Raw genomic sequence first — 18,730 nt, 5'->3', positions numbered from 1 at the left:
CCAACTTGAATAGCTTTGTAAATTCGCTTTTGTAGGCGGAAGAGATTTCTGCGGAATTTCTTCCACGGTAGATTCTTCCAGGATTCACTAGCATTGCTGCTGTGTCTAATCATGCTCTGCTCCAGTTCCTTTACTCTGAACACCGAGAGACCAATTACGGTCTATCCTACCCGAATCAGGGGATTGAGCTGCTCGTCCGGCCTACGTCGGGGTTCGACCTCCCCTAGACCCTTAATTCGTTTTTCTTCGTTCCCTCGGTTAGATTGTTCGTTCCGTTAGGTGTAGCCAATTCAACTACTGGATTCCCTAGACTCTTGCCGCTATCGGATGGAGAATGCGGCGGGAATTCGATTTTGTCTCCAGTCAGGTCGAGGTTTTTATGTTATGTCTCGCCTGGGAGTAAGTTGCTTTTTTAGGCTCTGTTTCACCTTGGGACCTCCCCATTAGCGCCAGTGTCATCCCATAACAGATGTCTGGTTGCGCCCTGTTCCCAGCTTCACCGGACAGAATCCGAGTCTGGTCAGTGTGGGCAGATAGGGAGTCATCTATGAGTCAAAGAGGAGGGACTTGCACCCTCATCCGACCGAGAGTTCAACCTTCTTTTTGCAGTTGGTTGGCAACGTTATGTACGGACTGATTACCGTGATTCACGTTACAACGAATCGCACCCATCCTCTCCCTGTCCAAAAACGGGAGATTCCACCTCACCAAAACCCTAGCTTGTCGCCCTTAACCTTGCGGAACGGCTATCTGGCTGTTGCCAGAGAGGAATCCCTAGGGATCTGCTCTGCTGGCGAACCTTTTTGCACAAACTAAAAGACGCGAAGACTCGCAAAGGCAGATTGTCGATATTGGCTCTGGTGCCCCTAGCAAGGCGGATTCCTTAGCTGAATGCGGTTGAACTGCATTCTGCATCAAAAGCCATCCTGGTTAAACCTGTCAGAAAAGCGCCGGTACTTTCAACCTTGCGCTCATCAAGCAAAACCTTGATCTGCGATCGCAATGCTATCGATGAAGCAATTCTACTACGGCAAGGCGGTTAAAACCCCCCGGATCGGCTTAGATTCCCGTAAAAATACGCGTCTCTAAGCCTTCCGGACTATTTAGGCGTACACATACTATAAGCTGCTACAGCGCCAGAAGCCCTAAAAGTTTGGTCGAGGTCTAGTACACCCCCTATGGCTGCACAAATCTCGCTCAATTTTGATAATATGGCACACAGGTGGTTGGGTGCGTAACTCAGGTGGATAGAGTAACTGCCTTCTAAGCAGTCTGCCGCAGGTTCGAGTCCTGCCGCACCCGTTTAAAATCAACCATATTCCCTTCCCTTTACGAGCAATTTGATTGAGTCTACTTGGTCTAATCCCCCAGAGCATCTAGTCCTGCCGCCGCTATAACTGTTTAAGCTGCTCTAACCCGCTTAATTTATTTAACCGGGTAGGTGTGCAGATTCCCGGTTTCTATGAAAAATCGTTGGGAAAGGCAACCAGAGATCAAGGTCGAAACCGGGTTTCTGGCAACGCCCTTGCGTAAGTCCTGTGCCAGTTATATTTGGGTAGTTCTTTATACATTGCCTCAAACTGGTTATTCAGAACCAAGCGATGCTCTATTCCCTATTTACATGCGGCTGAAAGATACATGAGTACGTCTTTAGCTTGGGAACTGGTTGTTTTTTCTCATAAAGCTATCCGAATTTTTATAGCTTGATCGAATGATTGATAGGGACAGGGTTTAATCTGCTTTTCAAGTACAGCCAGTTTTGCTCGCTATCATAGTCAAATCATAGTCAAGATACAGCGCAACATGTGTAAAAAAGTACTTTTTCAACCATTTAATTGGCTCAAATACTTATTATTTCGTCTTTTTTATCAAAGCCCGTGACGAGGATTGAACTCGTGACCTCGCCCTTACCAAGGGCGTGCTCTACCACTGAGCCACACGGGCACTCTGCTGTATGTGCAAATTTCAGATTCACCATCTAAAATCTACCATATTTTGTGGTGGGCCGGGCTAGATTCGAACTAGCGTAGGCGCAAGCCAGCGGATTTACAGTCCGCCTCCATTAACCACTCGGACACCGACCCATGTCAACCACGATTAATAATAGTAGCACAACAATTTTTGAGATGGCAAGGGGTTTGAGTAAATTAATTTTTGTGGCATCGGGGCGGCGAGCCGCCGGTGGTACGATCGCGCTGGCTGTAAGACTTCGCACCTCGATCAGAAGTGCGCGCCGGAAAATCGCTCTCGTCATAAATTTCTCCCACCAGCTCTTCCAAAATATCTTCCAGGGTCAGCAGTCCCACCGTACCGCCGTACTCGTCCACCACAATCGCGATATGCAAGCGCCGTTGCAGCATCTCCTTGAGCAGATTAGCGACTCGTTTAGTATCCGGCACAAAAACTGGCAAATCCATCACCTCGGTTACCGAGCCATTGTCGTAACCTTCTTTCTGCAAAAATTTCAAATACTGAAGCGCTCGCTTGAGGTGAACAATTCCGACAATTTGGTCTTTCGACTCTTCCTGCACCGGAATGCGGGAATACCCGGTTTCTAAGCAAAGATTGACCAAATCCTGTAAAGTCGCGTCGCGGGAAATCGTCTGCATCTCTATCCTGGGTTTTACCAAATCGCGAGCGCTCTTGCTATCGAGCTTCAAGGCTTTATTCAGCAAGGAGTGCTGATCCAAATCCAAATGCCCCTTACCGCCTAAAATTTCAATCATCAATTCCAGGTCTTTTAAAGACTCGCCCTCTGGAACAACACCCCCCTGAAACAGGCGAATCACTCTCTGGGCAATTGTTTCAAACAAATAAATCACCGGCGACAAAGCAATCGAAAGCCAGTAAATCGGACGAACTACCAACTTAAAAACCGGCATCACATTGCCGATAGCCAAAGATTTGGGCGTCACTTCGCCAAAAATCAGCACTAGAAACGTCACGACGCCAGTAGCAATTCCAATTCCAGCATTACCCAACCACAAGGCAAATAAATTGCTGGTCAGAATCGCAGAAAAATTATTCACCAAGGTGTTACACACCAAAAGGGTAGTAATAAACCTGGCTCTGTTTTCCAAAGCCAGGGTAAAAATCCGGCGGGTTTCTCCCTGCTCTTTAATCAGCGCCCTGAGTTTAAAATTATCGAGTCCTGTAATCGCGGTTTCCGACCCTGAGAAAAAAGCCGAAAGCAACAGCATCAATCCCAATACCGCGATATCGATCCAGATATTTCCCAAAAAAGGGCCGATTTCAGAGGTCGCCAGAACGTACGATCGTAGGGGTAAGTAAATCACAGCAAAGTATTAGCAGTCAGATGGGGAAGGGGGAACGAGGGTAAATAATTACTTCCTGATCTCCCCTATCTCCATCATCTCCCCATCTCCGATAGCTCAAATTAGTTCGCCTGTCTCTTGCAGCGAGTGCAGACGCCGATATATCCCCTCGCGGCGCAAGAGTTCGGTATGGTTACCCACTTCTACAATTCGACCGCGATCGAGAACTACTATTTTATCGGCTTCGCGCACCGTACTCAGTCGGTGGGCAATGATAATTGTAGTGCGAGTCCCCAAGATGCCCTGCATTGCTAGCTGAATCGAGCGCTCGGATTCGTAGTCTAGGCTCGAAGTCGCTTCGTCAAAGATTAGCAGATCCGGATCGACTAATAGCGCTCTGGCAATTCCTAGACGCTGTCTTTGACCGCCAGATAGCCGCACGCCTCTTTCTCCCACTACCGTATAGTACCCTTGGGACAACTGCCGAATCACTTCATCAACTTTGGCAATTCGACAAGCTGCCTCGACTTGCTCAAACGAGACTTTGGGGTTGCCGTAAGTCAAATTATCCAGCAGCGTGCCGTTGAAGATATCTACCTCCTGGTGGACAATTGCCAGCCGCCGCCGGTAACCCGTAACATCCAAGCTGCGAATATCTTCACCGTCGATCAGGATGCGTCCTTGGGTAGGTTCAAAATACCGGAACAGCAGTTTGACTAAGGTAGATTTACCCGACCCGGAACGACCTACTAAGGCTACGGTTTGATAGGGTTCGATCAGCAGGTTGATATCTTCTAAAACCAGGCTTTCTTTGTCGTATCCGAAACTAACCTGGGAAAATTCGACTTTGCCACTAAAGTGGTAAGGCGATACTCTTTCTGCTGAAGCGCCAACTAAGCTGGCTGCATCTAACCCCGCTTTTTGCTGCATAAATTCGTGATATCGCAGCATCGAGGCGTAGCGTCTGGCAAAGGTTTCGGCGACGATACAAATCGGTTCCACTTCGGCATAAGCCATGCTGGAGACGGTTAAGGTGGTAACGAAGTGTCCCAGAGACATGCTTCCTCCCACAGTACCAGCCAGCGTCAGACCCAGGATGAAAAAAACGCACATCTCGACGACGGTTTTTTGCCAGGTGGTTAGGTTGACGTAACCTCTGTGGATGCGACCGAGAAATACCTTTGTTTGTCGATTTAAACGCCGCTGCTGGCTCGCTAGTTCTGCGGGTTCAGTGGCAAAGGCTTTGACGGTTTTGATGTTGGTGATGATTTCCGATGTGCGGCTGTCGGTACTTTCGCTGTATTTATCCAGGATTCGTTCTCGATCGATCAGGCGTTTTAGTCCTTTAAGGCTGAAACTGAGGATGATTGCGAACGAAATTAGGAATAAAACGGCTATTCGCCGCTCAATAAACCAAATTATCGCAAAAATACCCATAATTCGGCCTAATTTAGGAATTAGCTGCCCCGCAATTTCGGGATAGCTCCACATGTGGTTGTCCAGTCCTCTGGCGATGCGTCCGGCAATCCGTCCGGGGTTGTGTTCGTCATAAAATTCTAGGGGTAGGGTGAGGATTTTTTCCACGGCTTTTTCCGACTGGTCGCGCCGCGATCGCAACGCAATATCCCAGTGAAACCACCACGTTAGCCACACCTGTACCGGCGCTTTCATTACCGTCACCACAAATATCAATCCCATCAACACCGCTAGGGATAAATACTTATTGACAGGAATCCCAGTTAATGCAGAAACGCGAGCGCTCGCCCCACTGATCGCCCCATCTACGGGTTGACCCGACAAAACGTTTAAAATCTGTCCAATTGCATAGGGAACCACCAAATCGACAATTTCAAAAATGCTGGCAGCTGCAATACTCAAGATGGCAGTCGTCCGGTAAGGCCGGAAGTAACCCAGAAGATCCTGAAATTTAGCCATGACCCTGACGCCTGAAAAACAACTAATCCCAGCTAGTGGGTAATGCCTGCTGGCTCCTTGTATTATACCACCTACACTATGTATTATAAAGTGGTGTGAATATCTCCCATTCCATCGATAACAGCGGAATGTAGGTTATAAGCTAACTCTTGAGTCTTTTATCTCCCTTGTCCTCCTTGTCCCTGTATCGAGCTGTCCCATATTAGGGTTGGTAGCGGACCTATGGCACTACCTTTACTGCTGTTCCCAAGGTAACCAGATAAAATAATTCCTCAATATCTTTGTTATACATACGAATACAACCGTGAGACGCCGCTCTACCTACTGAATTAGGATTAGGCGTACCATGAAGGCCAATCCAATCTCTACCATTTGTCCAAAAACCGATCCAGTAGCGACCTAGAGGATTTTGTGGGTCGCCTCCGGGAATTTGCTTACCTGTTAAAGGGTTTATCCACTTGGGATTTTGAAACATCTGAATTACTTGGAAATCACCCGTTGGTGTTTCCCAACCCGGACGCCCTACTGCCACTGGATAACTTTTAACTGGCATATTTTCGTAATATAGAGTTACTTGACGGCGGCTGAGATTAATCTCTAAGCGTGTAGGCTGATCGACTAAATTTGAGGAAACATTAATAAGTCTTACAGTTTCTTCAGATGCCAATGAAACTGGTGGACTAGAATATAAACCAATTGTTAATATCAAACTAGCCCAAGCTACTAATTGTTTCATTATTTTTCAATATAAATAGTATTTATACCAGTAAATATAAATAATAAATTATTTATATCACTTCCGCTTTTGTTCTCATTTATCTGTTATTTTTCTTGATTATTTGCCAAGGCAAAAGACTATTAGAGAAGCGATTAAACGGAAGTGATATTAAATATTTTGTCTGGTTGAAGAGTGTTTGTAGAAGTAGGAAATGGTTGGAAAATTACCAAAGACCTCTTACACCCCCACCTGTGGTTCCCTGACCGCCAGTGGTACCGGGAGTATCAAATCCCTGACCGCCAGTGGTACCGGGAGTATCAAATCCCTGACCGCCAGTGGTACCGGGAGTATCAAATCCTTGACCGCCAGTGGTACCGGGAGTATCAAATCCTTGACCGCCAGTGGTACCGGGAGTATCAAATCCTTGACCGCCAGTGGTACCGGGAGTATCAAATCCCTGACCGCTAGTGGTACCGGGATTACCAAATCCTTGAGCGCTAGTAGTCTGAGCTGAGACAGGGAAGCTCAGTAAAACACTTGCAATAGCAACTCCTGCCAAACTTGTAATATTTTTGATTGACAGTTTTGGATTATTTTTTAGACTCATGACATCTCCTTCGTTAAAACAGTGAGCTTCTCGACTTCTATGCCACCTTCTTAAATCAAACTTACAACTTATGAGTGATTAATTGGAGCTAGGCTCGCTTACCTAAGCGCCAAAATTAGAGGCATATTTTGTGATTTCCTAATCAAACAGTAACTTTATTATTTTTTGTACTCCTCTGCCTCAGGAACTATATAATAAATTGATTTATGTATATTTATATACATAAATTGCTTGTTTATTCTATCTAAAGATTAGGTCAATAACGAAAAATGGTTAGAGCTAAACTGTAGAATCAAGATATTGCTATTGACAGATTACCGTCGAGTCACAATAAGCAAAACTGCGCTCGCGTATACCTGGATAGATTGTAGAACTCAACAGTAAAAAAACTGCCCATTAAGATAAAATCGGAGAAATTCTTGCATTTGTCTATGATTTGCGCTGAGACTATATAACGCAAGTTGCTAGTTATAAAACCGATCCCCCCAAACCCCGGAGAAAAAAAGCGATCCCCCTCACATCCCCCTTTTGAAGGGGGACGGGAGGGGGATCCCCCCCAGCCCCCCCTGATTAAGGGGGGCTGGGGGGGATCTAATACCAATATTCCATAACTAACTCAAGTTGCTAGTTATCTCTCTGGGAGCGGCTAATGGCTAATGGCTAATGGCGAGATTGGTAAAAATCCTATATTAGCAATTAGCAATTAGCAAGCTGGCAACGCCAAAGTTTATAACTAGCAACTTGCGTTAACTAGCAACTTGCGTTATATAGCAAAAACTGGAGGTTTTCGTCCCGGTTTTGCACTCGATCAATTCGCCCCGCTTGACAAGCGCCGTTAAAATCTAAAATAAATTTTAAATCTAAATTGGGAAGTATAATGGCAGATCCAGGTACGGGCGAATCTAGTAGCGATCGCACCAAAAACAAACCACCCCTTAGCCCGGAAAAATATGCACGCTTGAAAGCGGAAGCGCAAGCACCTTACCGAGGTTTGAGGCAATTTGTTTATCTAGCTTGCGGTGCTTCGGGTTTTATCGGTGCATTTATATTCCTAGCGCAGTTAGCCGCAGGTCGAGAAGTGGAATCGGCGTTGCCTAATTTTGCCCTGCAAGTCGGCGTCGTAGCGTTGATGGTTTGGCTATTTCGCTTAGAACAGCGGGCGAGTCGAAAATAGAGGAAATTTCAAATTGCAGATGGAATTAAATCTGCAATCTGAAATCAGCAATTCCCAATCCTTATTTAACCCAAGTTGCTAGTTATCTCATGCATAGAAGCTAATGGCTAATGGCTAATGGCTAATCTCACGAAAAATGGTAGATTAACTAGATATCGCAATCATCAATTAGCAATTAGCAATTAGCAATTAGCAAGCTGGCAACTTGCGTTATTTATCAGACACAGCGTAAGCATCTGCTTTACCTTTACCGTTTCCCGATACAGGTTCTGGGGCAGAATAGGACATAGAACTGCTTGAAGGCTCCTTCCCATTGGATAAAACGATCGGTTCCTTGATGACTTCATCGCGCTGTTTGGTGATGATTTGTTTGTAGGTTGTCAGCGCCTGAGCCACGCATTGATCCATGTTGTAATATTTATAGGTCGCCAACCTGCCGACAAAATAAACACCAGGTGTTGCATCCGCTAATGCCTTGTATTTCTTGTAAAGTTCGGCATTTTCCGGACGCGGTACTGGGTAATAAGGATCGCCTTCAGCACGGGGGAATTCGTAAACAATGCTCGTCTGAGGATGCTCTTGTCCGGTCAAGTATTTAAACTCGGTGACGCGGGTATAGAGATGCTCGTTGGGATAGTTTACAACGGGTGCTGGTTGATGTACGGACTTATTCAACGTTTCGTGCTTGAAGTCTAGGGAACGGTAAGGCAATTTCCCGTAATGGTAATCAAAGTATTCATCAACGGGTCCGGTAAAAACGATTTCGCGGTACGGGATAACTTTTTGGATTTCGCGATAATCGGTATTTAGCATTACCTTGATATTCGGATGGTTTAGCATGTTTTCAAACATGCGGGTAAAACCATACAAAGGCATTGCTTGGTAGGTATCTGTAAAATAGCGATCGTCGCGGTTAGTGCGAGTGGGAATGCGAGCAATCACTGATTTATCGAGTTCAGATGGATCGAGTCCCCACTGCTTGCGGGTGTAGTTGCGGAAGAATTTTTCGTAAAGTTCCCGCCCAACTTTACTGACTACCACATCTTCTGAAGTGTGGATATATTCTTTCGGTTCGGCAACCGATTTGAAAAATTCTTCAACTTGGAATGAGGTAAGGTTCAAGCTGTAAAGCTTGTTAATCGTATCGAGATTAATCGGAATTGGCAACAATTGACCGTCTACGCTGGCAAGAACGCGATGTTCGTAGGGACGCCAAGCGGTGAATTGGGAAAGGTACTCAAACACATCCCGCGAGTTGGTATGAAAGATATGCGGGCCATATCTGTGAATCAGAACGCCGTCATCGTTATAGTGGTCATAGGCATTCCCGCCGATGTGGTTGCGCCGGTCAACAACCAAGACTTTTTTACCCGCTTGACTTGCTAAGTGTTCCGCAATAACGCTGCCAGAGAAACCTGCACCTACAATTAAGTAATCGAACATTGGAACACCTCGTTTGGTAATAGGTAATCGGTAATGGGTAATCGCTAATCGCTAATTGCTAATCGCTAATTGCTAATCGCTAATTGCTAATCGCTAATTGCTAATCGCTAATTGCTAATCGCTAATCGCTAATCGCTAATCGCTGATGGTTAGTTGTGCAGGGTAGGGTTTCACCAACAATCCATAAAAACAATCAACAATTGCTAAAAACCCGCCCCACCAGCTATCAGCTCTCAAATACCATCCGCGTATCCGCGACAAAATCCGCGTCTTCAGGTCTTTTTCACGCTAATTTGGGACTCGATTAATTGATTCATTTGCGCCCAAGTGCGATCCCAAGAATTATTTGCCAAGAAGGCATCAACTCGACTCAACCATCCCGATGTTTCCGGATTGCGAGCCATAACTTTTTCAACAGCGGCGACGAAATCTTCTACCGTGTCGGCAATTTCAACTAACCCTTCTTGTCCGTAGGGACGCACGACATCGCGAATCGATGTAGACACAACTGGTTTACCTGCGGCTAGATATTCGGGTGTTTTGGTGGGACTAATAAAGCGCGTTGATTCGTTGCGGGCAAATGGCAGCAGCGCCACATCCCACCCGGCGATATACCCAGGTAATTCTTGATACGATTTGCCCCCAAGATAGTGAATATTTTGGGGGCGTGGTAAGATGTTTGGATCGATTTTGACCACTGGACCGATGATGACCAAATGCCAATCTGGTCTTGCTGCGGCGATTCCAGCTAACAATTCGATGTCCATCCGTTCGTCTATGACGCCAAAAAAGCCAAGACGAGGATGGGGAATATTTGCTTGATCTGCGGGATCTGCGGTTAATGTTCTCGCTTGAGCAAAATGGGGTACGTCGATGCTGCTGGGAAAGGCGTACACATTTGGATGGCGATCGCGTTTGGCTTCGTAAAGGCTTTGTCCGCCGGTATATACTAAGTCTGCGCGCTGGAGCAGTTCAACTTCCCTTTCTCTTAAAATGGGTGACGCGCCTTTAAATGCAGATAATTCGTCCATGCAGTCGTAGACAACTACCTGGGGTTCTAGGTGGCGCGTGAAAGGAATCGCCATCGGCGTGTAGTACCAGAGGATGTAGTCTTGGATCTGGTGTTGTTGAAAAAGTTCGTCTAAAAGGGATTTTTGCGTTGCAATCGCTTCTTCTTCACTCAATCCTTCCGGCAAATGCGGTACTACCACGCACACACCACTTTCGCACTTACCTATCTCCAATCGTCCCGATGAATTATTGGCATTAAAAATCGGCTCTTCAATCAAGAAAACCCGCCGCTCTTTTGCACAGCGACTTAAAAGATGTTGCGGTCTTTGATACACGAAATTCCATCGCAAATGACACAAACACACCAGAGCCGCTGGTAACTGTGCGTTGCATGTGCCTAAATCCGCTTTCGACATCTGCTTTTGTGGCGATTTCACCTCCCTTGAAGCGACCTGACTGACTGAGTTGTTAATTTTAGCTTCTTGTTCAAACATATTGCTTTTGGGAAACGTTTTATTCGATTGGTTTAACAGGTCTATTGACTTGGATGCCTATTAAAAGGCATTAAAAACCCAGGCTGGCTTGTTTAACTACCTCCTGATGGTGTAAGCTTGCTTTGTCTTGGATCTCATCCTAAAGATAGGTGTTAGCCCTTGACCCATCTACCAAAAGAGTTAACCGCTTGCAACTCTTTATTAAAATTTACGATGATTTTTGGCTTTAGTCTTCTACCGAGCGAAGTAATTTCTTCTGTTTTTGTAGCAAAAATCATCCTAGAGTCATAAAAATGAGGGTACTTGCATCGTCAAAGTATACAATTAGCAATCAGTTGAGGCGCTCCGCGTTTGATTTATCTTCTCTAGATTAATAAAATTGTTTCTTCTGTGAGGTTTTTTCAGCGGTTATTATATTTGTATTGACTATTACCAACCAATTTTAAAGGTAGTTATTCCTACTTACGATAGATGAAATAATTCGCACAATCGCGTTATACGTTGAACATCTTCTTAACATGTTTTAACTAAGACTATGTCAGGCAAGTATACCTAGCATCTACAGATTGTTAGCGGTATTTGTGCAGAATAAAATTCATTTTGAATACCGCTATTAATTTGTGATTTGCGAGCATAGTCACGTCGGATTGTATCAGCAACAGTTGAAATGAGGTCAGTGAAATGAAGACGAGCGTCGATAAGAATATTATCACTCCAGTGGTGAAGTTTCCCAAGGTTTTCGATAGTGCAACTGCCAGTCAATTTCATCGAGAAATTGAAAGAATTATTGAGGGTGGATTTAACACGGTTTTGATTGACCTCAAAGAAGTTGCTTGTATTACCAGTTCTGGCTTACTCGCTCTAGTGTTAGCATTCAAAACAGTTCGCGATGCGGGTAGAAAACTTTTTATCTGCTCGATGAACGAGCAAGCCAGAATATTGTTTGAACTGACTGGTTTGGATCAAGTTTTTGAGAGTGTTTCTAATTAAGGCTAATTGCTAATTGCTAATTGCTCATTGCTTGTAAAAGTTACTTAATATAGCTTGTCTCTGACATTAGCCTTTAGCTATTAGCCGCAGCCATTGCGTTAATGCATAGATAGTCCAAGCTGATCAATAACAGGTCGATTCATCAGTAGTAGGGTAAGCAATCTCTGCCCTACTATTTTTTTACTTGTATAAGCGAACTCTTCTGTATTAAGGGTTTAGCAAACTCATCAATAATGAAGATTAAAATTTTTGTAAACTTACTTAAAGGTGTTTATTATCTGTTACGAATAGATAGAATAGAAATATAACCTGGGGTAGATGTTTTTATGCAATCATTGGGTAAGTGGCTGGAAAATTGTTACGTGAAAGATACCGCTGAGCCTGGTATCGGCGCTAATTCTTCAAGGGCGGCATATCCGCGTCCGCAATTGATGCGATCGCATTGGCATTGTCTGAACGGTGCGTGGAAATTTACCTTTGACGACCTGGGTAAATACGCGCAACCCAACGATATTTCTGAATGGACTCATACAATAGAAGTTCCCTTTGCGCCGGAATCTTCTAGAAGCGGAATTGGCGATACGGGATTTCATCCGAATTGCTGGTACGAGCGCGAATTTGACGTACCTGAAGGGGAAGGTCGCGTATTGCTCCACTTTGGGGCGGTAGATTATAAAGCAAGAGTTTGGGTAAACGATCAATTTATCATCGAACACGAAGGCGGGCATACCCCGTTTAGTGCGGATATTACACCAGTTTTGCATCAAAATGGGCGTCAGCGAGTCACAGTTTGGGCAGAAGATGACCCCCATGAATTAGCAAAACCGCGCGGAAAGCAAGATTGGCAGCGCGAACCTCACAGTATTTGGTATCCTCGCACCAGCGGGATTTGGCAAACCGTTTGGGTTGAGCGCGTCCCCAACACCTATATCGATCGTATCCGCTGGACGCCGCAGTTTGAACGCTGGGAAATTGGTTTTGAAGCGTTTGTGGCGGGTGAATTTAAAGATGGTGTGCAAATCAAGGTAAAACTGACAGCAGGTTGTCAACTGTTGGTCAACGATACCTACGAAGTAATTCACGGAGAGATTCATCGCCGGATTGCGCTTTCCGATCCTGGTATTGATGACTACCGCAATGAATTGCTTTGGAGTCCGGAAAAACCGACATTAATTGATGCTGAGATTGAACTGTGGCACGAAGGTAAATTGCTGGATGAGGTGAAGTCTTATACAGCAATGCGCGCGGTGAGTATCCAGCGCGATCGCTTCATGCTCAACGGTCGTCCCTACTACCTGCGTCTAATTCTAGACCAAGGATACTGGCCCGATACCCTGATGACGCCACCCGATGATGAAGCAATTCAACGGGATGTGGAATTAGTTAAAGCAATGGGGTTTAACGGAGTACGCAAGCACCAAAAGATAGAAGATCCGCGCTTTTTATATTGGGCAGATGTCCTCGGTTTGCTAGTTTGGGAAGAAATGCCCAGCGCATACAGATTTACACCCAAAGCGGTAGAACGACTGACAAAAGAATGGACCCAAGTTATCGAGCGCGATGCTAGCCACCCATGTATTGTAGTGTGGGTTCCGTTTAACGAATCTTGGGGCGTACCGAATTTAGTTGAAACCCCCGCCCATCGACATTGTGTCCAAGCGCTGTATCATTTGACCAAAACTTTAGACCCGACTCGTCCCGTTGTTGGTAACGATGGTTGGGAAAGTGTGGCGACAGATATTCTCGCTATCCACGATTACGATAACAATCCCCGCAGTTTGGCAAAACGCTACGGCCCTCAAGTTAACTTAGCAGAATTGTTCGCTCACAAGCGTCCCGGAGGTCGCATCCTGACTTTGGATGGACACCCCCACCGAGGACAACCGATCATGTTAACTGAATTTGGTGGCATTGCCTACGCGGAACGCAATAACCCCGAAGCGGATAAAGTCTGGGGATACGTTCGTTCCTCGAACACATCTGAGTTGCAAATGCGGTATACCGCGCTACTAAATGCGGTGAATAAAGTAGAATTATTCAGCGGCTTTTGCTATACCCAATTGACAGATACGTTCCAAGAAGCCAACGGTTTATTATATGCCGACCGGACGCCGAAGTTTCCGCTCGAAGCAATCGCAGCAGCAACTTTAGGATGGACTATCCGCGAGGAAGATGTCATCCCCCCGCCTGTTGAATCAAAATTACCGGAAGCTGAGTTTTTACCAGCAAATCGGTAATAACTCAAGTTGCTAGTTATCTCATGAATAGAAGCTAATGGCTAATGGCTAATGGCTAATGTCAGTAAAAATACTATATTAGCAATTAGCAATTAGCCAGCTGGCAACGCCCTTGTTTATAACTAGCAACTTGCGTTAATAGGTAATGGGTAATGGGTAATGGGTAATTGGTAATAGATAGAAAAAATTTACCTACTACCCACTACCCGCTACCCATTACCAATGACCAATTACCAATTACCAATCACCAATGACCATATTCAATAGTTTCTTCATGGGTGGATTTGAATGTTCCACCCACCATACACGTTCGGGTAGGCGCTTAGATGTCGTTGCTTCTACCTTCCACGATCAATTTGTTGCCCCTGATTATCAGCGCTTGCAAGACCAAGGAATTTTTACCGTCAGGGAAGGGATTCGCTGGCACTTGATCGAACGTCAGGGTAAATTTGATTTTGCCACCGTGCTACCTATTTGGCGGACTGCGAATAAAATGGGGATGCAGGTAATGTGGGATTTATTCCACTATGGCTGGCCTGATGATATTGATATCTTTAGTCCGGAATTTGTCAAGCGCTTTGAACGTTTGGCGCGTGCTTTTACCCAATTGCTAAAAGATGAAAGCGATGCTATTCCTTTCATTACACCCGTAAATGAGATTTCCTTTGTTTCTTGGGCAGGTGGGGATAAGGGAATTATCAATCCGTTTGCCAAAGGGCGGGGAGACGAACTAAAGGTACAATTGGTACGGGCAGCGATCGCAGCGATAGAAGCAGTCTGGGATGTGAATCCCAAAGCCAGAATGTGCTTGATCGATCCGGTGATTAATATTATTGCCGACCCGAAGAAGTTGAGCGATCGCATTATCGCCGAAAATTATCGTCTAGCCCAATATCAAGCTTGGGATATGATTGCTGGAAGGCAACATCCCGAACTAGGCGGACAGGAAAAATATCTCGATATCATCGGTGTGAATTATTACGACCGCAATCAGTGGATTCACAAAGAAGAACCGATGAAAATAACCGATCCCCTGTATACCCCATTTCGATACATGTTACAGGAAGTTTCAGAGCGGTATCAGCGTCCTTTGTTCATCGCTGAAACGGGAACAGAGGATTATTATAGACCGCTTTGGTTTAAGTATGTCTGCGGTGAAGTATTGGCGGCAATTAAAATGGGGATTCCAGTTGAAGGAATTTGTTTATACCCAATTATCAATCACCCTGGTTGGGAAGATGACCGCCACTGCCACAACGGTCTTTGGGACTATCCTGATGATGTGGGAGAAAGGGAAATTTATCAGCCTTTAGCCGATGAATTGCAGAATCAAAGGCAACAATTTGAGGGAATAATGCCTAACGCCTAAAGGCGCGGCTATACAAACAAAGCCTGCCTACGCAGGCTTTTAAAATATCTTTAGGAGTAGTTAGCGATAGCGTAACGCACCATTCCACCATATTTGTAACTCGTAACTCGTTCCCATGCTCTGCATGGGAACTCTGATATAGAGGCTCTGCCTCGCTTTGGTATAATACAGAGGCAGAGCCTCTAATTAGACATTTCCTGGCAGAGCCAGGAAACGAGAAAGGGGGATAGATAAAAGCTTTTATTAGTATTAACTCAAGTTGCTGGTTATCTCATGCATAGCAGCTAATGGCGTTCCCAGGCGACCGCCTGGGTCACGAGGCTAATGGCTAATGTGAGTAAAAATCCTATATTAGCAATTAGCAATTAGCAATTAGCAAGCTTGCAACTTGCGTTATTCGTTTCAAAATTCCTCATTTAAACAATTGACAATCAGGTCTAGACGAAAATTATCGACTAAATCTGTTAAAATTTTGGCAAGCACAGCTTCACGAGCGGGAATTTGGTTAATCAGTTCGATAATTCGCCTTTCATCGAGTGCGATCGCTGCCTGATATAGCTCTTCCACCCACTCATTTGGCATAACACTTAGCGCCTCTTTTGTCAACTGCAAAGGCTGTAGCGATTGCTGAATTGAAGCAGCTTGATTTTCTCCTGCATAAATATAGCGAATGTTTAAGTAAAGCGCTATTTTTTCATATAAAATTTCCCCTCGGAAGGGTTTACTAATAAAGTCATTACAACCAGCTGTTAAAATATCTTCTCGCTGCTCATCAAATGCACTGGCTGTCAGGGCAATAATAACAGTATCCTGACTGTTTGGTGCTTCGCGTATTCGCTTGGTTGCCTCGTAGCCGTCCATGACTGGCATTTTCATATCCATCACAATTAGATCTGGTTGCCAACTCTGCCACATTTCAACAGCTTCTTGACCATTGATAGCTTCACGAAGTTCAAATCCCAAGCGTGCAAGCAGTTGGGACAGCAGAAGGCGATTCTGTTCTATATCCTCAACAATTAAGATGCGGTATTTTGGTTGATTTGGCTCTAAACCAATGACTCGCAGACTGGTTACTGTTGTTTCAATATCAGCCGCATCTACCAAACTCACTTTGATATCAAAGGTAAAAATTGAACCCTGACCGAGGGTGCTGCTGACGCTGATATCTCCCCCCATCAATCTGACAAATTCTCGGCTAATAGCTAAACCTAAGCCGGTTCCTTCAATCGATTTTTGTCCTGTTTTGGTTTGCACAAATGGTTCAAATAAAACGTCTATTTCTTCAGGGGCAATACCAGGCCCAGTGTCTTCGACGTTAAACCAAAGGCTGAGATGATTTGAGTGCAGAGTGGCAGAGGGGCAGGTGGGCAGGTGGGCAGAGGGGCAGAGGGGCAGAGGGGCATTTGGATATACATTCTCCTGGAGTTCCTTGCTCACCTGCTCACCTGCTCCCCTGCTCAACTGCTCACCTGCTCCCCATCTCCCCTGCTCCTCTGCTATTTTTACGCGCAAGGTAACGCTGCCAGTCGAGGTAAATTTAATCGCGTTACCCAAGAGATTAATCAGGACTTGGCGGAGTTTGCTTTCATCGGTTTGAATGTATTGGGGAATGTCTTTTGCGTATGCAAAAAAAAGCTGCAATCCTTTAGATTTGGCTTTGAGTTGCAGCAGATCTTTAACTGAGTCGAGTAGTCCGTACAAATCAAAGCGATTTTCATTTAAGGTAATGCGACCCGCTTCAATTTTGGACATTGACAAAATGTCGTTGATTAGCTCCAGCAAATGCTGACCGCTACGATTAACGATCTCTATCTGTTCCCGTTCCTCTAGCGTCAAAGACTCGCTCGAAGATAGGATCTGGCTAAAGCCGAGAATCGCATTGAGAGGAGTACGCAGTTCGTGACTCATAGAAGCAAGAAAGGCACTTTTGGCGCGATTAGCTGCTTCGGCTGCTGCTAGTGCTTGTTGGAGAGCGAATTCTGCTTGTTTGCGTTCGGTGATGTCGGTTAAAGTCCCCACATATCCGATGACAGTGCCTGTTTCTTCCCGTTCTACATCGGTTTGGGCTAATACCCAGATTACCCTTCCTTCCTGATGTAATAAACGGTATTCTTCATGCCAAGGAACTTGATGAGCGATCGCATATAGCCAGGTTTTATAGACTCGTTGTCGCTCCTCTGGATGAAGATAATCGCCCCATTTCCATCCCAGTACTTTTTCCAAGGTCACGCCAACTATTTGACAAGCGCGTGAGTTGGCATAAATAATTTGTCCCTCAGCATCTGAGCGGAAAATTCCCACCGGGGAGATTTCAGCCAAGATGCGAAATAGCCTCTCGCTTTTTTTTAACGCCTCCTCTACTCGTTGGCGTTCAACGATTTCATTTTCGAGGTTGTGGTTGGCTGCATCAAGTTTTTTTACCTGGCGCTGGCTGGTTTGAAATAAAAAAATTGTCCCAGAAAGCAAGCAAGCTATAGTTACTCCCCCAGCCAAAATTAATTCATCTAGTAGAGATTTTTCTTCAACTAACTCCGGCTCAGGCCAAATCCGCAGATGCCAAGTGATACCGTAAAAATTGATCGTCGTCTGATGACTCCATTTCTGTTCGTTGCGCCTATTGCTGTGGTAATGACTATAAATTTCTTGGTCGCCCTCAAAAATCGCCACCCCGTATTTACGTCCAACCCGCCTATCTAACTCTTTGAAAGTGTAGTCGAAGAATTTTTCAGTTTGAAATACACCCACAATATACCCACCGAAGTCCAGTCTGCTGCCGATGGGTACGAAAAGCAGAAATCCTTTGCCACCTTGCTTGAGTTCGATAGTAGGGGTAAAAACTATTTGACTTGTGTTTCTAGACCCCTCCAACGCCATCTGCCGTTTCGGTTCAAACCCCAGGTTGATGTTGAGCGCCGCCTCGTTTCCCTTAAGTGGCACAATCCAGCGCACATAATTAGAGGCATCTACCCATTCAATCGCTTGGAAAGCGGGGTAGTCCTGAACATAAAGCCTTGCATCAGCTTCCCAGTATTCCTGACGCGGCTTTCCTTGCACCTCCCAACCCTCAGCCATCCGAACTAGCGCCTGGGTTTGCCCTAGCAGATTTTCTGTAACCTGGATTTTCGCATTCTCTGCTTGCAAGCGCAGCGTGCGGTCAATTGCAGCCTCCTCCTGTGCAATCACGGCTTGTCTGAGGAACAGGGTAGCGGCTAAAACAGCGATTCCTGCCAACACTGGCAAGGATTGGTTGCCAAAAGACTTAGTACTATGCAAGCGTCGGCGGATAAATAATCTGTTCACTATAATCCCGGTGTTGATAATCTATCTTTAGATAGTAGAAATTAATCTCTTCTTAAATTAGCATCTTGGCAAGTTTAGCAATATTCCTTATGCTTTTGCCAAATAAAAAGTAACATCAATAAAACTTACGCAAACACCAAAGTTTCTCTGAAAAATCGTCGGTTTGGCAACTAGAGA

At 45.2% G+C, this 18,730-nt stretch carries 12 protein-coding genes, 3 tRNA genes and 1 pseudogene; 6 read left to right on the top strand and 10 right to left on the bottom strand.

The window, feature by feature from the left end:
* Positions 1-113, bottom strand: a 113-nt coding sequence (locus MiSe_RS19810; RefSeq protein ID WP_226584065.1) for a reverse transcriptase N-terminal domain-containing protein, incomplete at its 3' end; no start/stop codon positions are given.
* Positions 114-1,228: 1,115 nt separating this feature from the next.
* On the opposite strand from MiSe_RS19810, the gene MiSe_RS19805 reads away from it, so the two are divergent.
* Both MiSe_RS19805 and MiSe_RS19800 read left to right on the top strand, forming a co-directional pair.
* Positions 1,229-1,302: transfer RNA gene (locus MiSe_RS19805), tRNA-Arg, on the top strand.
* 160 nt (positions 1,303-1,462) lie between these two features.
* A complete protein-coding gene (locus MiSe_RS19800; protein WP_226584057.1) occupies positions 1,463-1,642 on the top strand; it encodes a hypothetical protein in 180 nt (59 codons plus the stop codon).
* Between the two features lie 230 nt (positions 1,643-1,872).
* Here the strand turns inward: MiSe_RS19800 and MiSe_RS19795 are convergent.
* From MiSe_RS19795 to MiSe_RS19770, 6 genes are all read right to left on the bottom strand, one after another.
* Positions 1,873-1,944: transfer RNA gene (locus tag MiSe_RS19795), tRNA-Thr, on the bottom strand.
* 54 nt (positions 1,945-1,998) lie between these two features.
* Positions 1,999-2,084 (bottom strand) — tRNA-Tyr (locus MiSe_RS19790).
* Between the two features lie 63 nt (positions 2,085-2,147).
* Complete coding sequence (locus tag MiSe_RS19785; RefSeq protein ID WP_226584054.1) at positions 2,148-3,296, bottom strand: hemolysin family protein; 1,149 nt, start codon at positions 3,294-3,296, stop codon at positions 2,148-2,150.
* Between the two features lie 96 nt (positions 3,297-3,392).
* Positions 3,393-5,210: an ABC transporter ATP-binding protein gene (locus MiSe_RS19780; RefSeq protein WP_226584051.1), complete on the bottom strand. Its 1,818-nt coding sequence runs from the start codon at positions 5,208-5,210 to the stop codon at positions 3,393-3,395.
* 220 nt (positions 5,211-5,430) lie between these two features.
* The gene (locus MiSe_RS19775) at positions 5,431-5,946 is read right to left on the bottom strand and encodes a L,D-transpeptidase (protein WP_226584047.1); all 516 of its coding nucleotides are present in this window, start codon (positions 5,944-5,946) and stop codon (positions 5,431-5,433) included.
* Positions 5,947-6,151: 205 nt separating this feature from the next.
* Positions 6,152-6,535 (bottom strand): hypothetical protein, encoded by a 384-nt coding sequence (locus tag MiSe_RS19770; protein WP_226584046.1) that lies wholly within the window; start codon positions 6,533-6,535, stop codon positions 6,152-6,154.
* Between the two features lie 877 nt (positions 6,536-7,412).
* Here MiSe_RS19770 and MiSe_RS19765 point away from each other — a divergent pair.
* Positions 7,413-7,709 carry a DUF3493 domain-containing protein gene (locus tag MiSe_RS19765; protein WP_226584042.1) on the top strand — a complete coding sequence of 99 codons (297 nt, stop codon included), beginning with the start codon at positions 7,413-7,415 and terminating at the stop codon, positions 7,707-7,709.
* Between the two features lie 210 nt (positions 7,710-7,919).
* Here the strand turns inward: MiSe_RS19765 and glf are convergent, their stop codons facing one another.
* Positions 7,920-9,152 (bottom strand): UDP-galactopyranose mutase, encoded by a 1,233-nt coding sequence (glf, locus tag MiSe_RS19760; protein ID WP_226584039.1) that lies wholly within the window; start codon positions 9,150-9,152, stop codon positions 7,920-7,922.
* Positions 9,153-9,430: 278 nt separating this feature from the next.
* A pseudogene (locus MiSe_RS19755) lies at positions 9,431-10,657 on the bottom strand (glycosyltransferase family 1 protein); the annotation flags it as partial.
* Positions 10,658-11,338: 681 nt separating this feature from the next.
* Here MiSe_RS19755 and MiSe_RS19750 point away from each other — a divergent pair.
* The 3 genes from MiSe_RS19750 (at position 11,339) to MiSe_RS19740 (ending at position 15,253) form a co-directional block, all read left to right on the top strand.
* Entirely contained in the window at positions 11,339-11,647 is a 309-nt protein-coding gene (locus MiSe_RS19750; RefSeq protein WP_226584032.1) for an STAS domain-containing protein, read from the top strand.
* A 326-nt stretch (positions 11,648-11,973) separates the two neighbouring features.
* Positions 11,974-13,884, top strand: a complete 1,911-nt coding sequence (locus tag MiSe_RS19745) for a glycoside hydrolase family 2 protein (protein ID WP_226584030.1) — start codon at positions 11,974-11,976, stop codon at positions 13,882-13,884.
* A 250-nt stretch (positions 13,885-14,134) separates the two neighbouring features.
* A complete protein-coding gene (locus tag MiSe_RS19740) occupies positions 14,135-15,253 on the top strand; it encodes a glycoside hydrolase family 1 protein (protein ID WP_226584026.1) in 1,119 nt (372 codons plus the stop codon).
* A gap of 402 nt (positions 15,254-15,655) precedes the next feature.
* Here MiSe_RS19740 and MiSe_RS19735 read toward each other — a convergent pair whose 3' ends face one another.
* On the bottom strand, positions 15,656-18,553 hold the full coding sequence (locus tag MiSe_RS19735) for a response regulator (protein ID WP_226584023.1): 2,898 nt from the start codon (positions 18,551-18,553) through the stop codon (positions 15,656-15,658).
* Positions 18,554-18,730 lie beyond the last annotated feature (177 nt).

The sequence above is a fragment of the Microseira wollei NIES-4236 genome (genome assembly GCF_020521235.1).
In the GTDB taxonomy this organism is placed as follows: domain Bacteria; phylum Cyanobacteriota; class Cyanobacteriia; order Cyanobacteriales; family Aerosakkonemataceae; genus Microseira; species Microseira wollei.
This window is presented reverse-complemented; position numbering and strand designations above follow the sequence as displayed.